Annotated in this window: 13 protein-coding genes; 9 read left to right on the top strand and 4 right to left on the bottom strand. The window is 60.7% G+C overall.

From position 1 onward, the window contains the following. The first annotated feature begins 60 nt into the window (after positions 1-60). Both BB347_RS11510 and BB347_RS11505 read left to right on the top strand, forming a co-directional pair. Positions 61-846, top strand: coding sequence for an enoyl-CoA hydratase/isomerase family protein (locus BB347_RS11510; protein WP_076581564.1), 786 nt, complete (start codon positions 61-63; stop codon positions 844-846). Between the two features lie 73 nt (positions 847-919). Next, a complete protein-coding gene (locus tag BB347_RS11505) occupies positions 920-2,095 on the top strand; it encodes a CaiB/BaiF CoA transferase family protein (RefSeq protein WP_076581563.1) in 1,176 nt (391 codons plus the stop codon). Positions 2,096-2,179: 84 nt separating this feature from the next. On the opposite strand, the gene BB347_RS11500 is transcribed toward BB347_RS11505, so the two are convergent. Beyond that, complete coding sequence (locus tag BB347_RS11500) at positions 2,180-3,241, bottom strand: ABC transporter substrate-binding protein (RefSeq protein ID WP_236995947.1); 1,062 nt, start codon at positions 3,239-3,241, stop codon at positions 2,180-2,182. Between the two features lie 93 nt (positions 3,242-3,334). Beyond that, positions 3,335-4,120, bottom strand: coding sequence for an SDR family NAD(P)-dependent oxidoreductase (locus tag BB347_RS11495; RefSeq protein ID WP_076581561.1), 786 nt, complete (start codon positions 4,118-4,120; stop codon positions 3,335-3,337). Positions 4,121-4,262: 142 nt separating this feature from the next. On the opposite strand from BB347_RS11495, the gene BB347_RS11490 reads away from it, so the two are divergent. The 3 genes from BB347_RS11490 (at position 4,263) to BB347_RS11480 (ending at position 7,959) form a co-directional block, all read left to right on the top strand. Continuing rightward, positions 4,263-5,960 carry an acyl-CoA synthetase gene (locus BB347_RS11490; protein ID WP_076581560.1) on the top strand — a complete coding sequence of 566 codons (1,698 nt, stop codon included), beginning with the start codon at positions 4,263-4,265 and terminating at the stop codon, positions 5,958-5,960. Between the two features lie 50 nt (positions 5,961-6,010). Next, positions 6,011-7,000, top strand: coding sequence for an MBL fold metallo-hydrolase (locus tag BB347_RS11485; protein WP_076581558.1), 990 nt, complete (start codon positions 6,011-6,013; stop codon positions 6,998-7,000). Positions 7,001-7,185: 185 nt separating this feature from the next. Beyond that, entirely contained in the window at positions 7,186-7,959 is a 774-nt protein-coding gene (locus BB347_RS11480; RefSeq protein WP_076581556.1) for an SDR family NAD(P)-dependent oxidoreductase, read from the top strand. Positions 7,960-8,001: 42 nt separating this feature from the next. Here the strand turns inward: BB347_RS11480 and BB347_RS11475 are convergent, their stop codons facing one another. After that, entirely contained in the window at positions 8,002-9,072 is a 1,071-nt protein-coding gene (locus tag BB347_RS11475) for an ABC transporter substrate-binding protein (RefSeq protein WP_083687743.1), read from the bottom strand. A 184-nt stretch (positions 9,073-9,256) separates the two neighbouring features. Here BB347_RS11475 and BB347_RS11470 point away from each other — a divergent pair, with 184 nt between their 5' ends. The 3 genes from BB347_RS11470 to BB347_RS11460 all read left to right on the top strand — a co-directional run bounded on the left by BB347_RS11470 (position 9,257) and on the right by BB347_RS11460 (position 12,445). After that, on the top strand, positions 9,257-9,712 hold the full coding sequence (locus BB347_RS11470) for a hypothetical protein (protein ID WP_077202637.1): 456 nt from the start codon (positions 9,257-9,259) through the stop codon (positions 9,710-9,712). Further along, positions 9,709-10,785, top strand: a complete 1,077-nt coding sequence (locus BB347_RS11465; protein WP_076581553.1) for a phosphotransferase family protein — start codon at positions 9,709-9,711, stop codon at positions 10,783-10,785. The genes BB347_RS11470 and BB347_RS11465 overlap by 4 nt, the downstream gene beginning before the upstream one ends. 133 nt (positions 10,786-10,918) lie before the next feature. After that, positions 10,919-12,445: a class I adenylate-forming enzyme family protein gene (locus BB347_RS11460; protein ID WP_076581552.1), complete on the top strand. Its 1,527-nt coding sequence runs from the start codon at positions 10,919-10,921 to the stop codon at positions 12,443-12,445. A gap of 30 nt (positions 12,446-12,475) precedes the next feature. Here BB347_RS11460 and BB347_RS11455 read toward each other — a convergent pair whose 3' ends face one another. Continuing rightward, entirely contained in the window at positions 12,476-13,723 is a 1,248-nt protein-coding gene (locus tag BB347_RS11455) for an acyl-CoA dehydrogenase family protein (protein WP_076581550.1), read from the bottom strand. Between the two features lie 258 nt (positions 13,724-13,981). Between BB347_RS11455 and BB347_RS11450 the strand changes: the two genes are divergently transcribed. Continuing rightward, positions 13,982-15,097, top strand: coding sequence for a phosphotransferase family protein (locus tag BB347_RS11450; protein WP_076581549.1), 1,116 nt, complete (start codon positions 13,982-13,984; stop codon positions 15,095-15,097). Positions 15,098-15,102 lie beyond the last annotated feature (5 nt).

Raw genomic sequence — 15,102 nt, 5'->3', positions numbered from 1 at the left:
AAGGTATACGTGTGTCACCCACCGCCATAGTTATGTATTCTCATGTGAACCTGAGCGTGTATGCAGGAATCATTTGACACCACGACAGTGGAATTCGACGAAGACACCGGCGTTGGACGAGTAACGTTGAACCGACCGGACGCGCTCAACGCGCTGAGCGGACAACTCCGCGAGGACATCGTCGAAAGCCTTCGACTGCTAGAAGAGCAAAACGACGACGAAATCGCGCTCCGAGTGGTCGTCGTCAGCGGTGCGGCGGGGAACTTCTGTGCCGGCGCCGACATCACCGAGTTCGAGGATGCCTCTCCCGGTGGCAGCCCCGAACGCACACACTACCAGTTCATTATGGACTTCCCGGTGCCGGTTATCGCGAAGATCGAGGGCTACTGTCTCGGCGGCGGACTCGAGACGGCGATGGCCTGTGACTTCCGGTTCGCGGACGAGGATGCACGCCTCGGGCTTCCAGAAGTCGACCTGGGTATCATCCCCGGAGCCGGTGGCGTCCAGTATATTTCCGAACTGGCCGGTCCCGCCGCGGCCAAAGAGATCGCGATGACCGGAGATCACATCAGTGCGACCCGTGCTGACGAACTCGGCATCGTCAACCGCGTTCCAGACGATCTAGACGAGGCGACACAGAAATTTGCGGAAAAAATCGCCTCGAAACCACCGCTCGCGATCCAGACGATCAAAAACTCTGCCCGCATTTCCACTCAGACGTCGCTCAAGGAGGGGATCGATTACGACAATAAGGTGTTCGAGCCGCTACTGGCAACTGAAGATCACAAAGAAGGCGCTCGAGCGTTCGCCGAAGACGACTACGAGCCGGAGTTCAAGGGCCGCTAAGCCGTTCGGGTAATTCGGGATCCGCCCCGTTCCGAACCCTATTATTGAAGTGAGTCAACGTGTATCGTACACTATGCAACTCGACGGAGTACGTATACTCGACCTCACACGCTTGCTTCCGGGCCCGTACGCGACCCAACTGCTCGCCGATTCCGGCGCTGAAGTACTCAAAGTCGAAGACACTGGTGCCGGTGACTACGCTCGACACGGCCAGCCTCGCTCCGAGCGGGATGTCGGCGCCATCTTCGAGATGGTCAATCGAGGGAAGAAGAGCGTCTCGATCGATCTCAAGTCCGACGATGGAACGGAGGCCTTCTACCGGCTCGTGGAATCGGCCGACGTCGTCTTCGAGCAGTTTCGTCCCGGCGTCGTCGACCGGCTCGGCATCGATTACGAGACGCTGTGTTCGTACAACGAGGACCTGATCTACTGTTCGCTGACCGGGTACGGACAGGAGGGGCCGTGGTCGGACCGAGCGGGCCACGATCTGAACTACGTCGGGTTGGCCGGATTGCTCGATATGACCCGAGAATCGCCCTCGGATAAACCCCAGATGCCTGGGTACCCGATCGGAGATATGAGCGGCGGACTGTTCTCCGCGTTCGCGATCACCGAAGCGTTGCTATCGCGCGAACTCGGTAACACCAACGGTGAGTACATCGATGTCGCGATGAGCGACGTCGTCGCCTCGTTTTCGCAGTCGGTCGCGTATCAGGCGCTGAGTGGTGATTCGGCCGAACCGCGTCCCGGTGAGACCGCGCTCTCGGGGAAGTTCCCGTGGTACGACAGCTACGCGACGGCAGACGGCAAATGGGTCACGCTCGCCGCGCTCGAGCCGAAGTTCTGGCGGGCCTTCTGCGAAGCGGTCGACGAAGAACACCTCATCGACGCTCACGACGACCACGACCCGGAGACGTTCGCGACGGTACGCCAGGAACTAGAGGACCTGTTCGCCGAACGGACTCGCGAGGAGTGGGAGGACGCGCTCGGCGACGTCGACGCGGCCTTTGGCGGGATCTACACGCCCGCGGAGATGGTCGAACACCCACAACTCGAGGCACGAGGGATGATCGAGCGACCCGAGAACGCCCCGTCGCGGATCGGCTTCCCCGCTCGCTCGAGCGAAGCGCCAGCGGGGGCGGGCGAAACCCTCCCGGCGCAGGGCGAACACACTGATTCCGTGCTCTCAGCGGTGGGATACTCGGACGCGGAACTCGAGGAACTTCGGGACGCGGACGCGATACGGTAACTACGGTACGGCTGTGCCGACTCGCCGGTACTCTCGTAGTGTGACGTACTCTCGGCTAAAAACGGTATCGTCGCGGTCGACGGCCTAGCCGCCACGGATTTCGTCGAAAGCCTGTGCCATTTCTTCTTGCATTGGTAACACGACATCCCAGTCGATCCACGTGAGGTCGTCCGGGTGTTCCGTGTAGTCCGGCAATGCGGTGATCTCCTCCGGCGGATCTTCGATCGGAATCGGGTAGTCGATGTTCGTCGATAGCTCGACGAGGTTGTCCCGCTCGTAGAGCCAGTTGAGGAGTTCGTGTACCCTTTCCTCGTTCTCGCTATCTTCGGGGATCGCGTATCCTTCGCTGTGCGTGACGGCTCCTTCCTCTGGGATGAAGTACTCGATCGGATAGTCGTCAGCCTGTAACGAGAGGACCCGGCCGCCCCAGGCCGAGGAGATTACCGCTTGTTCTTCACGAAGAAATTGCATGTGTTGGTCGCCCGACTCCCAGTACTGGAAGACGTTCTCGTGTTGGTCCTCGACCTTCTCGATAATTGCATCGAAGACGTCGTCGTCCTCGATTTCGTTGATGTCTTCGCCCGCGGCGGCCGCGGCGTTGGCGAAGCGCGCATCCGGTCCGGCGAAGAGCGAGATCTGCCCCTCGTACTCTTCCTGTTCGATCTCGTCCCAAGAGTCGAACTCGTCGACCTCCTCCGTGTTGTACGCGAGACCCTGCGTCGAGATGTACCGGTAGACGCCGTCCTCGTGGTCCTCGAGGAACGGGGCGTCGTGCCACGATTCGTCGATGTTGTCGTAGTTCGGTATCTCTCCGTAATCGAGGTCCGCGAGGACGTCCGCCTCGCGAAATTGAGCGAACCCGTTTGGCGACGGATTGCAGAAGTCGATATCGCCGGGATTTCCTTCGAGGACGCTGAGCATTTCCGTGTCGTCTGCGACCTCCATGTGTTGGACGTCGACGTCGTTTTCGTCCTCCCACTCGGTCAAGATGTCTCTGAATGCATCCTGGGTTGCACCGCCACGTCCCATGTACTGTAGCGTATCACCGCCTCCGCCGAGACAACCGGAAATCCCAATGCCGGTTGCGACGGCCCCGGTCTGTAATACCCGCCGACGCGTGATGTCTGGAATGGTGTGTTTGCCCATGACACTATGTACGGCAATGACTAACACGATAGGTGTTCTGGTCGACTAACCGACTCCAACAATTAATATAAAACCAGGGCGCACTAGGAAAATTCAGAAGGAAAAGAGGTCGACGCCGCCGGTCACGCCGATAACTTGGCCTGTGACGTAACCGGCCTGTTCCGAACTGAGGTAGGTGATCATGTCGGCAACGTCGGCTTCACTCCCCAGTGCGCGCATCGGTGTCGCCTCGGCGATTCGCGCGAAGTAGGGGTCGACGTTCTCCCGTAGTTCGTCAGGATCCATATCAGACCACTCGCCGACGACGATGTTCGGTGCGATGACGTTCGAGGTGACGCCTGCCTGTGCGCCCTCGAGGGCCATCGTCTTTCCGACACCGATCATCGCTGCTTTCGTTGCCGAGTAGGAGAACTGACCGAACCCGCCGTACCAGCCGGCCATCGACGACATATTGATGACGCGACCCCACCCGCGCTCGCACATCTTGGGGAAGACTTCCTTGCTGATATTGTAGGTTCCGGTGAGGTTGATCTCGACGTCGCGGTCCCAGACATCGTCCTCGAAGTCACCGATACGTGCTCTCGCGTCGACCATCGCTGCGTTGTTCACGAGGATGTCGACGCCGCCGAACTCGTCTCTAACCTCGCCGATCGATTCGCTCACGTCGGCTCGATCCGTGAGGTCACACGCGACTGCCATGGCGTTGCCGCCGCCTGCGGTTTCGTTAATCTCCTCGGCTACTTGCGCGGCCCCGTCTTCGTCGACGTCTAATGGGACGACGTTGACGCCTTCCTCGGCGAGCTTGCGACAGTCTTCACCGCCAATTCGACCGCCACCGCCGGTGACGACCGCAGTCCTATCGGTAATACCTAAATCCATACCATCTCGTGAGATACTGTCTACCATAATAACAGTTCCCCTTTCGGAAATCTCGGTCGTATTCATCCCCGTTAAACGAACGTTTCTATTCTGTGAGCGATGAGAATGTTTAACACGGAAGTTCACCTCTCTGCGGGTACATATGATAGACGATAGTGATATCGAGCCACGCGTGGATGCCTACCGGTTCTATCGCGAAGAGTGGGACGACTACGAGGAACTGTACGAGTCCTTCGAGTGGGAGATTCCCGAGACGTTCAACATGGCGACGTCCCTCTGTGAACGGTGGGCGACCGGCGAGGCCCGTCCCGCGCTGTTCGACGCCTCGAGCGCCGACTCGAGAACTCGATACAGTTTCGACCAGCTCGAGGCGGACGCGAACCAGCTTGCACAGGCGTTCGCCGATCGCGGGATCGAACGCGGGGACCGGATTGCTGTCAGCGGGGCACAGCGAGTCGAAACGCTCGTCACTCACATCGCAGCGTGGAAACTCGGTGCCGTCTCGGTTCCGTTGAGCGTCCTCCTCGGCCCGGATGCGCTGTCGTTTCGCCTTGAGGACAGCGAGACAGTGGCATTCGTCGCCCACGACGATAGTCTCGAGGCGCTTCGGACCGTTGCCCCCGATATCGGGGCGCTCGAAACTACGCTCGTCGTCGGTGACGAGTCACCGACCGACGAGGAGACGGCGTTCTGGGATGCACTCGAGGGGCAGCCATCGACGTTCGAGACCGTTTCGACGCCGGCCGACGATCCGGCGATGATGCTCTACACGAGCGGGACGACGGGGAACCCGAAGGGCGTGGTACATCCCCACCGCAGCATGCTGGGCGCGCTGCCGGCGGTGTTGCTCGGTCAGTACAACCTGCAGGTGCGCGAGGACGACGTCAACCGAACCGTCGTCGAGTGGTCGTGGATCGGATCGCTGTACCTCAGCCTGTACCCGGCGCTGTACTTCGGAACGCCGACGGTTATCGACGCGGGCGGCGAATTCGATCCGGCGCGGGAGTTCGAACTGATCGATCGGTTCGACGTGACGACGACCGGTGGCCCGGCGACCGCGCTTCGGCTGTTGATCCAGTCGGACAGTGCCGATCGGTTCGATCTCTCGAGCGTTCGCGTCATCGTTCAGGGTGGCGAGGCCCTCGATCGAGACACGGCAACGCGATTGACCGACGTTTTCGAGAACGCCGTCGTACACGAGGTGTACGGGCAGACAGAGGCCTTGCAGTTCGTCGCCGACTGCACGGCACTCGGGGTCGACCACGAATTCGGTAAGATGGGCAAGGTCGCCCCCGGACACACCGTCCGGATTCAGGATCCCGAAACCGGCGAACCCGTAGCGCGCGGGGAAGTCGGTGAGATTGCACTCGAGTACGACGGCAACCCGATGTGCTTCGATGGCTACTGGAAGCGTCCGGACGCGACCGCCGAAAAGGTGCAAGACGGCTGGTTGCGAACCGAGGATCTGGGCGTGCTCTCTGAGGACGGCTACCTCTCCTTTCGGAGTCGAACTGACGACGTCATCATCAGTTCCGGCTACAAGATCGGCCCGACGGAAATCGAGGAGTGTCTGGCCGAACACGACGCGGTTGCTTCCTCGGGCGTTATCGGCGTGCCCCACGAAACGCGGGGAGAAATCCCCAAAGCGTTCGTGGTGCTCACCGACGACGCCGACGCGTCCGATTCGATGCGAGAGACACTCCAAGACCACGTCCGCTCACGGCTGGCGAAGTACCAGTACCCCCGTGAGATCGAGTTTGCCGACGAACTTCCGAAGACATCGACGGGCAAGGTCCGCCGTCTCGACTTGCGTAAGCGAGACGGACTCGCGTCGTCCTGATTCGAAATCGGCAGCGAGCGCTTATATATCCGGCTCGCAAACGACAGTTCATGGCAGATTCCGATCGAACGCCCGCGAGTGGGATCGAGCGACGGGTGCATCGATTCGAGTTTACGGTCGAATGGCCCCCGGGACACGCGGCGGCATACCTCCTCGAGGGTGACGAAACGGTCCTCGTCGACGCGGGGATGCCCGGCGACGACGCCAGAAGTGAGCTTTCCGCCGGCTTAGCCACCTCTCGGCACAACCTCGACGTCGATCACCTCTTGCTCACCCACGCACACAGAGACCACATCGGACAGGTTCGGACGCTACTCGAGAACGGATCGCCGACCGTGTACGCGCCACGACAGATCGCAGAGCGATTCCAACGAGACGTAGAGACGATTGCGACGGCGACCCGGACGAACCTCGTCGAGGCCGGCGTCGGCGAGGACGTACTCGACACTGCAGCCGACCGCCTCGTCGGATTTCATCGAACCATCCGGGAGCTACTGCCCCTCGAGGCGGTCGACGTCTGGCTCGACCACGGCACGCCCGTCGACGTCGGCCCGCTTACAGTCGAGCCGATCCACGCGCCGGGCCATCACGTCTCGCAGTACTGCTACCGAACGGAACTCGACGGCGAGCGTGCGCTGTTCTCCGGCGACGTCGCGATGGAACCGTTTCGCGCGCCGGCGCTGCTCGTCAACTTCGACGACGGCGTTCGCGAATCGGTCACGACCTTCCTCGAGTCGTTACACCGCCTCACGTCGTCCGTCGTCGATCGCGTCTATCCCGGCCACGGCCCGGTACACGCCGAGTACGACGCCATGGTCGCGCGATCGATCGCAGATATCGAGGCGCGTCTCGAGGAGACCGTCGATGCAGTTTCGGCGAACGGCACGACGGCGTTCGACCTCGCGTACGAACGAACGGGACGGACGCACGATATCGAACGCTTGCTCGTCGAAACGGTCGGCATGCTCTCTCACCTCGAGACGGAGGGGCGTATCGAATCGACGCTCGAGGACGGCGTTCGATACTATTTTCCGGTGTAAGCATGCTGTCGACGGACCAGTGCGTGTCATCGCTATCGATCGGTGGGTCGGTGGCCACGCCAGTAGTCCGAGCGAGATTTTATTATCAGTGCCATGTAACTCAGAACGATGGTACCGAACCACACGATGTACGGTGAGCAGAATCGTCCACGAACCAACCAGCCTGTCGAGACGGAGGCTCTCCGATGACGCTCTCGCAGTTCAGCGTCGATGGCCAGACGGCCGTCGTCACGGGCTCCTCGAGCGGGATCGGGAAGGCGATCGTCGAACGCTTCGCCGACGACGGCGCGAACGTCGTCGTCACCTCGAGAGAAGCGGCCAACGTCGAACCGGTCGCCGACGAAATCAACGAGAGCGATGCCCCCGGCGAGGCGCTCGCACTCGAGTGTGACGTCACGGACCGTGGTGCCGTCGAGGAGCTCGTGCGGACGACCGTCGACGAGTTCGGCAGCCTCGATATTCTCGTTAACAACGCCGGCGCGAGCTTTCAGGCGTCGCCCGCCGAAATCAGCGAGAACGGCTGGAAGACGATCGTCGACATCAACCTCCACGGGACGTTCCACTGCTCGCAGGTCGCCTACGAACAGATGAGTGCCGACGGTGGCGGCCAGATAATCAACGTCGCGAGCCTCGCCGGCCAGCGCGGCTCGAAGAACATGAGCCACTACGGCGCAGCCAAAGCGGCCGTCATCAACTACACGACCTCGGTCGCGGCCGACTGGTCGGAAGACGACGTGTGGGTCAACTGCATTGCTCCGGGTCTCGTTGCGACGGAGGGTGTTCGAACACAGATGGGAATCGACGGAGATGCGGACGCGATCGATCGCTCGAGCGCCGACCGGACGATCGGTCGCCCCGAGGAGGTCGCCGATCTCGCCCAGTTCCTCGCCAGTCCGGCATCGTCGTACATCGTCGGCGAGACGGTCACGATAAAGGGTGTCCCACGACTCGAGGAGTAACTCATTCGTCCTTCGAGATCACCATCGAAAACGGGACGGCCGTCAACTCTGAATTTCGTTGTGCCGTTGCTCTAAGTCCTCTTGTAACGGAACGATGTCAGACCAGTCGATCCAGACGAGGTCGTCCGGGTCTTCGGTGTACTCGGCACGTTCGGTGATCTCTTCGGGAGGGTCCTCGAGCGGAACGGGATATTTGTGAGTTTGTGCCAGTTCGACGGCGTTCTCGCGTTCGTAGATGAAGTCGAGAAGATCGTACACCTCCTCCTTCATGTCGCTTTCTTCGACGATGGAGAACGCGGTCGACCACGTGATACACCCCTCCTCTGGTATAACGTACTCGACCGGGTAGCCGTCCTCCTGAAGATTCTCCGCACGTCCGCCCCACCCTTCGGAAACGGCGGCCTGTTCCTCTCGGAGCAACCGCATGAACTCGTCGCCGGCGGTCCAGTAGGTGAACACGTTCTCGTGTTGGGCTTCCATCTCTGCGACGGCGTCCTCGTAGAGGTCGTCGTCGTTCGCGGCCTCCGCGATGTCGTACCCGAGGCTCGCACACGAGTTTCCGAACCGCGAGACAGCGCTGTCCTGGAGCGTCAACTCGCCGTCGTACTCGTCGTCTTTCATCTCTTCCCACGACGAGATGTCGGCCTGCTCGGTATTGTAGATCAACCCCTGCGTCGAGATGTAGTAAAAAATCCCGTATGGGTTGTCCTCGACGAGCGGCGCAGACTGCCAGGCGTCAGCTACGTTGTCGTAGTTCGGAATCTGCTCGACGTCAATCTCCGCGAAGAGTGCCTCGTCGTGCTCGAGTCGGTTGAGTTCGTACGCCCACGATACCAGGTTCACGAAATCGAAGTCGTCAGGGTTTGCGGCGATGAGTTCGACCATCTCGGTGTCGTCCGCCACTTCTTGGTGTGTGACGTCGATCCCGCTGTCTGCGCTCCACGCTTCGAACAGTTCGCGCTCGGCGTCCTGCGTGATTCCACCGCGGCTAATGTATCCGAGCGTGTCGTCGTCACCGCCCCCGAGACACCCCGCAACGGCGGCTCCCGCGACGACGCTGCCCGTCTGGAGAACGTGTCGTCTCGTTGGCTGTTGAATGGTATCATCTACCATATTACTCATTCCTCACTAGTGGCCTATATCAATCCTCTTATCGCAAACGTCGTCACAGAACGAATACTAACCGATACGGCTAGTAAGATAAAATCGACGGACCCCACAATTGAAGGTGAGGCCACATTCGAACAGACAACCGGGCGAAACATCTTTTTAGGTGCCAATGGATTATTGGGAAAGAATGCCACACTTACAGCCAGCGCACGTGCTCGAGGAGTTCGCATCGTTCTTGCAGAACGATGTCAGAGCGGAAATCGACGACGAGTTCGTCGACGGACAGGTGGGATCGATGTCGAGTACGATGCGATATCTTTCACGACAACTGCGCCAGAAACACGAGGTAACGGTTCGACAACGCGATTCGCTGCTCGAGGGACTCGCGGCCATCGAGCAAGACTGCGACAACCCAGCAGTCGTCGAATCGGTTACGGCCGCCCAAGAACGAATCGAACGTACGCCTGCAGAAGAGAGCACCGAACTGGAACCCGTCCTCGTTTCGACGTGCAACGACGTCCTCGAGACGATCGACGCGGAACTCGAGGGCGACGACGCCAGGACGGCGCGGGAGCCGCTGTACGACTTCTTGCGGGTCCGCGTCGAGGGCCAACTCGAGATGCTCGGACGTGATGCACCGTGACACTCGAGGTCGACGACATCACGGGCGAACTCGCAGCGTATCTCTCGGGTCGGTTGGCCGACGACGACGTAACGGTGACCGACCTCGAGCGCCACACGGAGGGATGGTCTCGACAAACGATGTCGTTCACGGCTACCTGGACGGACGACGGCACCGAGCGATCGGAGCGACTCGTCGCACGCGTCGATCCGAGCTACGAGGAGGATCGAACGCTCGATTACCGCAACGATATCCAGACCGAGTTCGAGACGATGCAGTCGGTGTACGAAGCCGACGTCGACGTTCCCGTTCCGGAGACGCACTGGTTCGAAGCCGACCAGTCGGTCCTCGGCGGTCCGTTTTTCCTGGTCGGCCACCGACCCGGGACGGCACCGGTCACCTGGAACCCGCGCGACCGCCAGTCACTGTACGACTCCTGGGATCGCGATGGCAAGCCCGTGCCGAACCAGTTCGTCGACGTCATCGCGAACATCCACGAACTCGATGGCGACGACGTCCCCTGTCTCGAGACGAAAGCCCCCCAGACGGTCGTCGACGAGACGCTCGCGTTGCAGCGACGAAGTTTCGAGGAGATGAACCTCGTCAACGAGCCGGCGGTGAACGAAGTCATCAGGTGGCTCGAGGCGAACAAGCCAGCGGTCCCCGAAACGACGCTCGTCCACGGTGATTTACGCGTTGGAAATATGTTGCTCCACGAGGAGTCGATTTCCGCCGTGCTCGATTGGGAGATGTCGGCCATCAGCGACCCGATGTTCGATCTGGCCTACTGCTCGCTGAAGTATTTTGCCGGAAAACTCGTCGATCCGATCGAGCGACCGAACCTGGCGGGTTCGATCGTCGACCGCGAGTGGTTCTACGACGAGTACGAGAAGCGAACCGGCCGGACGGTCGACCCGGAACGCCTGCGCTACTGGCAGGTTTTCGGTGCGTTCCGAATGATGAATAGCGGTGTCAGCGGTGCCTACCGGTACCACACTGGCGAGAGTGACGACGTTCGAACTGCGTGGTTCCAGTACATCATTCCCGGGCTGATCGAGGATATGCTCGATCTGATCGAAGCCGATCGAACCTGAGTCGGGTCGGTATTCTCGGTTCGCTGGCTGATCGTGTCTCGGTCATGTAGTCGTCGCTTTTGAGCAACGTTGCTCTCCTCGAAGTATCGGTCGCGTCACAACAGCTATTCCGGAGGATGTCAATTGACACCATATGAGCGGCTTGACAGTCGGCCACGTGGCACGGCGAAACGCGCGGAAGTTTCCGGATCAGGAGGCCACGATCCATCGTTCCGACGGACGACGGGTCAGTTCGTACACCTACGAGGAGTTCGAAACGCGCGTGAATCGTGTTGCAAACGGCCTCTCGACTCTCGGTGTCGGTGCCGGTGATACGGTCGCGCTGTACATGAAGAACAACGTCGAGACCCTCGAGTGTTTCGTCGGCGCGATGCTGATCGGTGCGCGGCCGGTCGCGGTTAACCACCGGTTCAAGGGATCGGAGGTGCGCTACGTCCTCGACGATAGCGACCCCACGGTCGCGATACTCGACTCCTTCGGCGCGGAGACGATTTCCGAGATTCACGACGACCCCCTCGTTCCGGTCGAGACGTTTCTCTCCGTCGGCGAGCAGCCACCGCAGTTCACCACACCGTACGAACAATTCCTCGAGGACGCGTCGGACGCCGCGATCGACATCGTTCCGGACCGTCGCGACCAGGCCGCGCTCATGTACACGAGCGGGACGACCGGCCGACCGAAGGGCTGTCGCTTCACCCACGACACCCTCCTGTCCCTCGCGACCGATGGCGTCTACGAAGGTGACCACCTCGAGCCCGGCAATCGCCACCTCATCGTCACGCCGTTGTTTCACGTCGGTGCGTTCGTGCCCTTCGTCACCAACCTCTACGTCGGCGGGACGACGGTGGTCACCGACGGCTTCGATCCGGAGCGCGTCCTGCAACTGCTCGAGGACGAGTCGATCAACTCCTCGTACTTCGTGCCGACTCAGAGTCGGCGGCTCCTGTCGGTCGACGACGTCGACGCGTACGATCTCTCGGCGCTCGAGAGCTACGGAACCGGCGCTGCGCCGTCGGGCGCGGAACTCAAACGCGACGTCATGAAGACCTTCGGGACGGACCTCGTCGAGAGCTTCGGACAGACCGAAGCGTTAGCGACCCGCCTCCCGCCCGAGCGGACGATCGAGAAGGCCGACAGCGTCGGCCGTCCATCGTTGAACCTCGAGATGAAGGTCGTCGACGATGACGGAAATCGCCTTCCCCCCGGTGAAGTCGGTCGCGCGGCGTACAGCGGTCCCACCGTCTTCGACGGCTACCACAACATGCCCGAGAAGACCGACGAGGTATTCGACGACGGCTGGTTCGTCTCGGACGACCGCATCGAGCGAGACGAAGAGGGGTTCGTCTACTTCGTCGGGCGGGCGGACGACATGATCGTTTCCGGGGGCGAGAACGTCCATCCAGCCGAAATCGAGGAAGTCATTTACGAACACCCCGCCGTCGACGAGGTCGCGGTGATCGGCGTCCCTGACGAGACGTGGGGCGAACGGATCAAGGCAGTCGTCGTTCCGGACGCTGATGCGACGGAACTCCAAGCAGCGGATATTATCTCTCACGTCGAAGAACGGATTGCCGGCTACAAGAAGCCTCGAGCGGTCGAATTCAGGTCCGAACTCCCGCGGAATCCGACCGGAAAGGTGCTCAAAACGGAACTCGAGTGATCAGTCGGGAGTAGGTCTCCTCCGCGGCGTTCAGATGAAGTCGAAGAGATGGCCGGCGACGCGACGTTTTTGAATTTCTTCGGAACCCTCCGTGATGCGGTAGCGCCGGTGGTGGCGATAGATATGTTCGAACGGCTTGTGCCGACTGTATCCGACGCCACCGTGGACCTGCATCGCGCGGTCTGCTGCTCGACAGACGAGGTCGTTCGCCTTGTAGTTACACATCGCGACGAGTTGGCTGATCGAGGACCCCGACTCGGTCACCATCTCGCCTTCGTCGTCCAGGAGGCGGGCCGTCTTTCGGATCGTATTGCGGAGCATCTCCGCTTCCGTGTGCAGTTCCGCGAGCGGGAACTGGATGGCCTGTCGCGTCGAGAGCGGTTTCCCCCACGTCTCCCGTTCGTTCGCGTAGTCGACGGCCTCGTCGATACAGAACTGCGCGGCACCGAGACTCGCCGCGGCCTGTCGGATACGGTTTTCGTGGACGAAAAACTGCGCGATGTGGAGCCCTTGTCCTTCCTCGCCGAGGATCGCCGAATCCGGCACTCGAGCGTCGTCGATCGACACTTCGGCGTGGTCGGTCGGCATGTTGAACGTCCACCAGAAGTAGTCGACTTCGAATCCGTCGGTGTCTGTCGGCACCAAAAATGCCGTGATACCGTCGGCGTCACCGTCCTCGCCGCTGGTCCGGGCGAACACGAGGTCGTACTCCGCGGCGTGCATCCCGCTGTTCCAGCGTTTCGCGCCGTTGATGACCCACTCGTCGCCGTCTTTCTCGGCGGTCGTATCCATCCACGTCGCGTCGCTACCGTGGTCGGGTTCGGTGAGTCCGAAGGCGACACCCGTCTCGCCGGCGATGACGTCCTCGATCATCGCCTGTTGTTCGTCAGTTCCGAAGCGAAGCAGAATCTGGGGGAACACGGTATTGCCGACGACCGACGCCTCGTTTTGGAGGACGTTGTGCAAGCCGATCCCCTTGTTGGCCAGATGCTCCCGAATCACTGCCATCGCGAAGTTCGAGCCGTCGTCACCGCCGACTTCCTCGGGAAGCGCGAACCGGAAGAATCCCGCCTCGTCCGCGCGCTCTCGCATCTCCTGGAGGAGTTCTACCCACTCTTCGTCGGGTTCACCACCCGACTCCCAGTCGGTACGCGCATGTTCCCGACGTTCGTCGAAGTACTGGATGTGTTCTTCCTCGAGTGGCTCGATTTCGGTCTCGATGAATTCGTCGAGGTCGTCTATGTATGATTGTAGCTCTTCGGATGGGCTAATCTCCATGCCGACCAACTTATCCGTACACTACCAAAAAATTACGCTTCTTCTCAATTTGTGTAGTCTCTACGGTCTGCTGTAACGATTTACTGGGACACCCACAGAACGGTTCGCAATTGGGCCTGAAACGATATACCGTAGCCCAGTAGCGGACAGAACCGATGGGCAACAGCCCGTTAGGGGGTCGACACCGATGCAGACCGTTCGAGCGATACGAGAGATTTTATGCGTGCCGCTGAATGGTAGTGATCGAGGTATCCAAGGATGTCCGACGACCAGACTGATTACTTCGACCGACTCGTTGATCTCGACGCCCTCGAGGCGTTTTTGGCAGGCCATCTCGGCTCGGCCGACGTCTTCGAGGTCGACCGCCACCCGGGAGGCCATTCGAACGAGACGCTCTTCATCACGTGGGACGACCGAAATCTCGTTGTACGTCGCCCTCCACCAGGTGAGACGGCCGATACGGCACACGATGTGATCCGTGAGTACACGGTCCTCGAAGCGCTTCAGGAGACCGCGGTTCCCGTCCCGACGACGGTCGTCGCGACCGAAGACCACGACATCATTGGCTCTGATTTCTACGTGATGGAGAAACGGGAGGGAGTCGTCATCCGCGACGACGAACCCAATCAGTTCGCTACGCCGACGGATCGAACGCGGTTGGGAACCGAGATGATCGACACGCTCGCTGCGATTCACACTGTCGACTACGAGACGGTCGGACTCGAGGAATTTGGCCGTCCAGACGGATTTACGCAGCGACAGGTCGACCGCTGGGAACAGCAGTACGAGTGGGCGTTCGAGGTGACGGCCGAGGCACGCGAGATTCCTGCGGTTCACGAGCTAACCGAGTGGTTACAGGCAAACGTCCCATCGGATCATCCACACACGCTGGTTCACGGCGACTACAAGCTCGATAACGTGATGTTCGGGACGGCCGGGGAACGCAACGCAGCCGCGAACGAGCGATCGAGTGATGCCCGCGAGCAACCGCCGGAACTCGAGGCCGTGCTCGACTGGGAGATGTCGACGATCGGTGACCCGTTTACCGATCTCGGCTGGCTCCTCTCGTACTGGCCCGACGAGGACGATGCCACGACGAAAGTCGGCACCGCCGGCGACGCCGAGTATCTGCTCCGAGAGGGGTATCACTCGCGAGCGGAACTCGTCGAGCGCTACGAGCAGGCGACCGGCTATCGCTTCGAGAACGATCGCTTCTATCGCGCGTTGGCCTACTACAAGCTGGGCGGGATCGGCGAGATGTTCTTTCGTCGCCACCTCGAGGGCAACGCCGACGACGACCACTATCCAATCATGGAAGAGCGGGTTCCAGAAATGGCTCGACGGGCACTGCAAATTATCGACGGCGAGGGCTAACGCGA

The sequence above is a fragment of the Natronorubrum daqingense genome (assembly GCF_001971705.1).
Taxonomy (GTDB): domain Archaea; phylum Halobacteriota; class Halobacteria; order Halobacteriales; family Natrialbaceae; genus Natronorubrum; species Natronorubrum daqingense.
The sequence above is the reverse complement of the archived record's forward strand: the minus strand, read 5'-3'. Positions and strand labels throughout refer to the sequence as shown.

What these genes read in the sequence shown, in the direction of transcription:
- BB347_RS11460 (WP_076581552.1), top strand. Translation starts at nt 10,919, where the DNA reads ATGAGCGGCTTGACAGTCGGCCACGTGGCACGGCGAAACGCGCGGAAG.
- BB347_RS11470 (WP_077202637.1), top strand. Translation starts at nt 9,257, where the DNA reads ATGCCACACTTACAGCCAGCGCACGTGCTCGAGGAGTTCGCATCGTTC.
- BB347_RS11505 (WP_076581563.1), top strand. Translation starts at nt 920, where the DNA reads ATGCAACTCGACGGAGTACGTATACTCGACCTCACACGCTTGCTTCCG.
- BB347_RS11485 (WP_076581558.1), top strand. Translation starts at nt 6,011, where the DNA reads ATGGCAGATTCCGATCGAACGCCCGCGAGTGGGATCGAGCGACGGGTG.
- BB347_RS11490 (WP_076581560.1), top strand. Translation starts at nt 4,263, where the DNA reads ATGATAGACGATAGTGATATCGAGCCACGCGTGGATGCCTACCGGTTC.
- BB347_RS11475 (WP_083687743.1), bottom strand. Translation starts at nt 9,072, where the DNA reads ATGGTAGATGATACCATTCAACAGCCAACGAGACGACACGTTCTCCAG.
- BB347_RS11450 (WP_076581549.1), top strand. Translation starts at nt 13,982, where the DNA reads ATGTCCGACGACCAGACTGATTACTTCGACCGACTCGTTGATCTCGAC.
- BB347_RS11455 (WP_076581550.1), bottom strand. Translation starts at nt 13,723, where the DNA reads ATGGAGATTAGCCCATCCGAAGAGCTACAATCATACATAGACGACCTC.
- BB347_RS11510 (WP_076581564.1), top strand. Translation starts at nt 61, where the DNA reads ATGCAGGAATCATTTGACACCACGACAGTGGAATTCGACGAAGACACC.
- BB347_RS11500 (WP_236995947.1), bottom strand. Translation starts at nt 3,241, where the DNA reads ATGGGCAAACACACCATTCCAGACATCACGCGTCGGCGGGTATTACAG.
- BB347_RS11480 (WP_076581556.1), top strand. Translation starts at nt 7,186, where the DNA reads ATGACGCTCTCGCAGTTCAGCGTCGATGGCCAGACGGCCGTCGTCACG.
- BB347_RS11495 (WP_076581561.1), bottom strand. Translation starts at nt 4,120, where the DNA reads ATGGATTTAGGTATTACCGATAGGACTGCGGTCGTCACCGGCGGTGGC.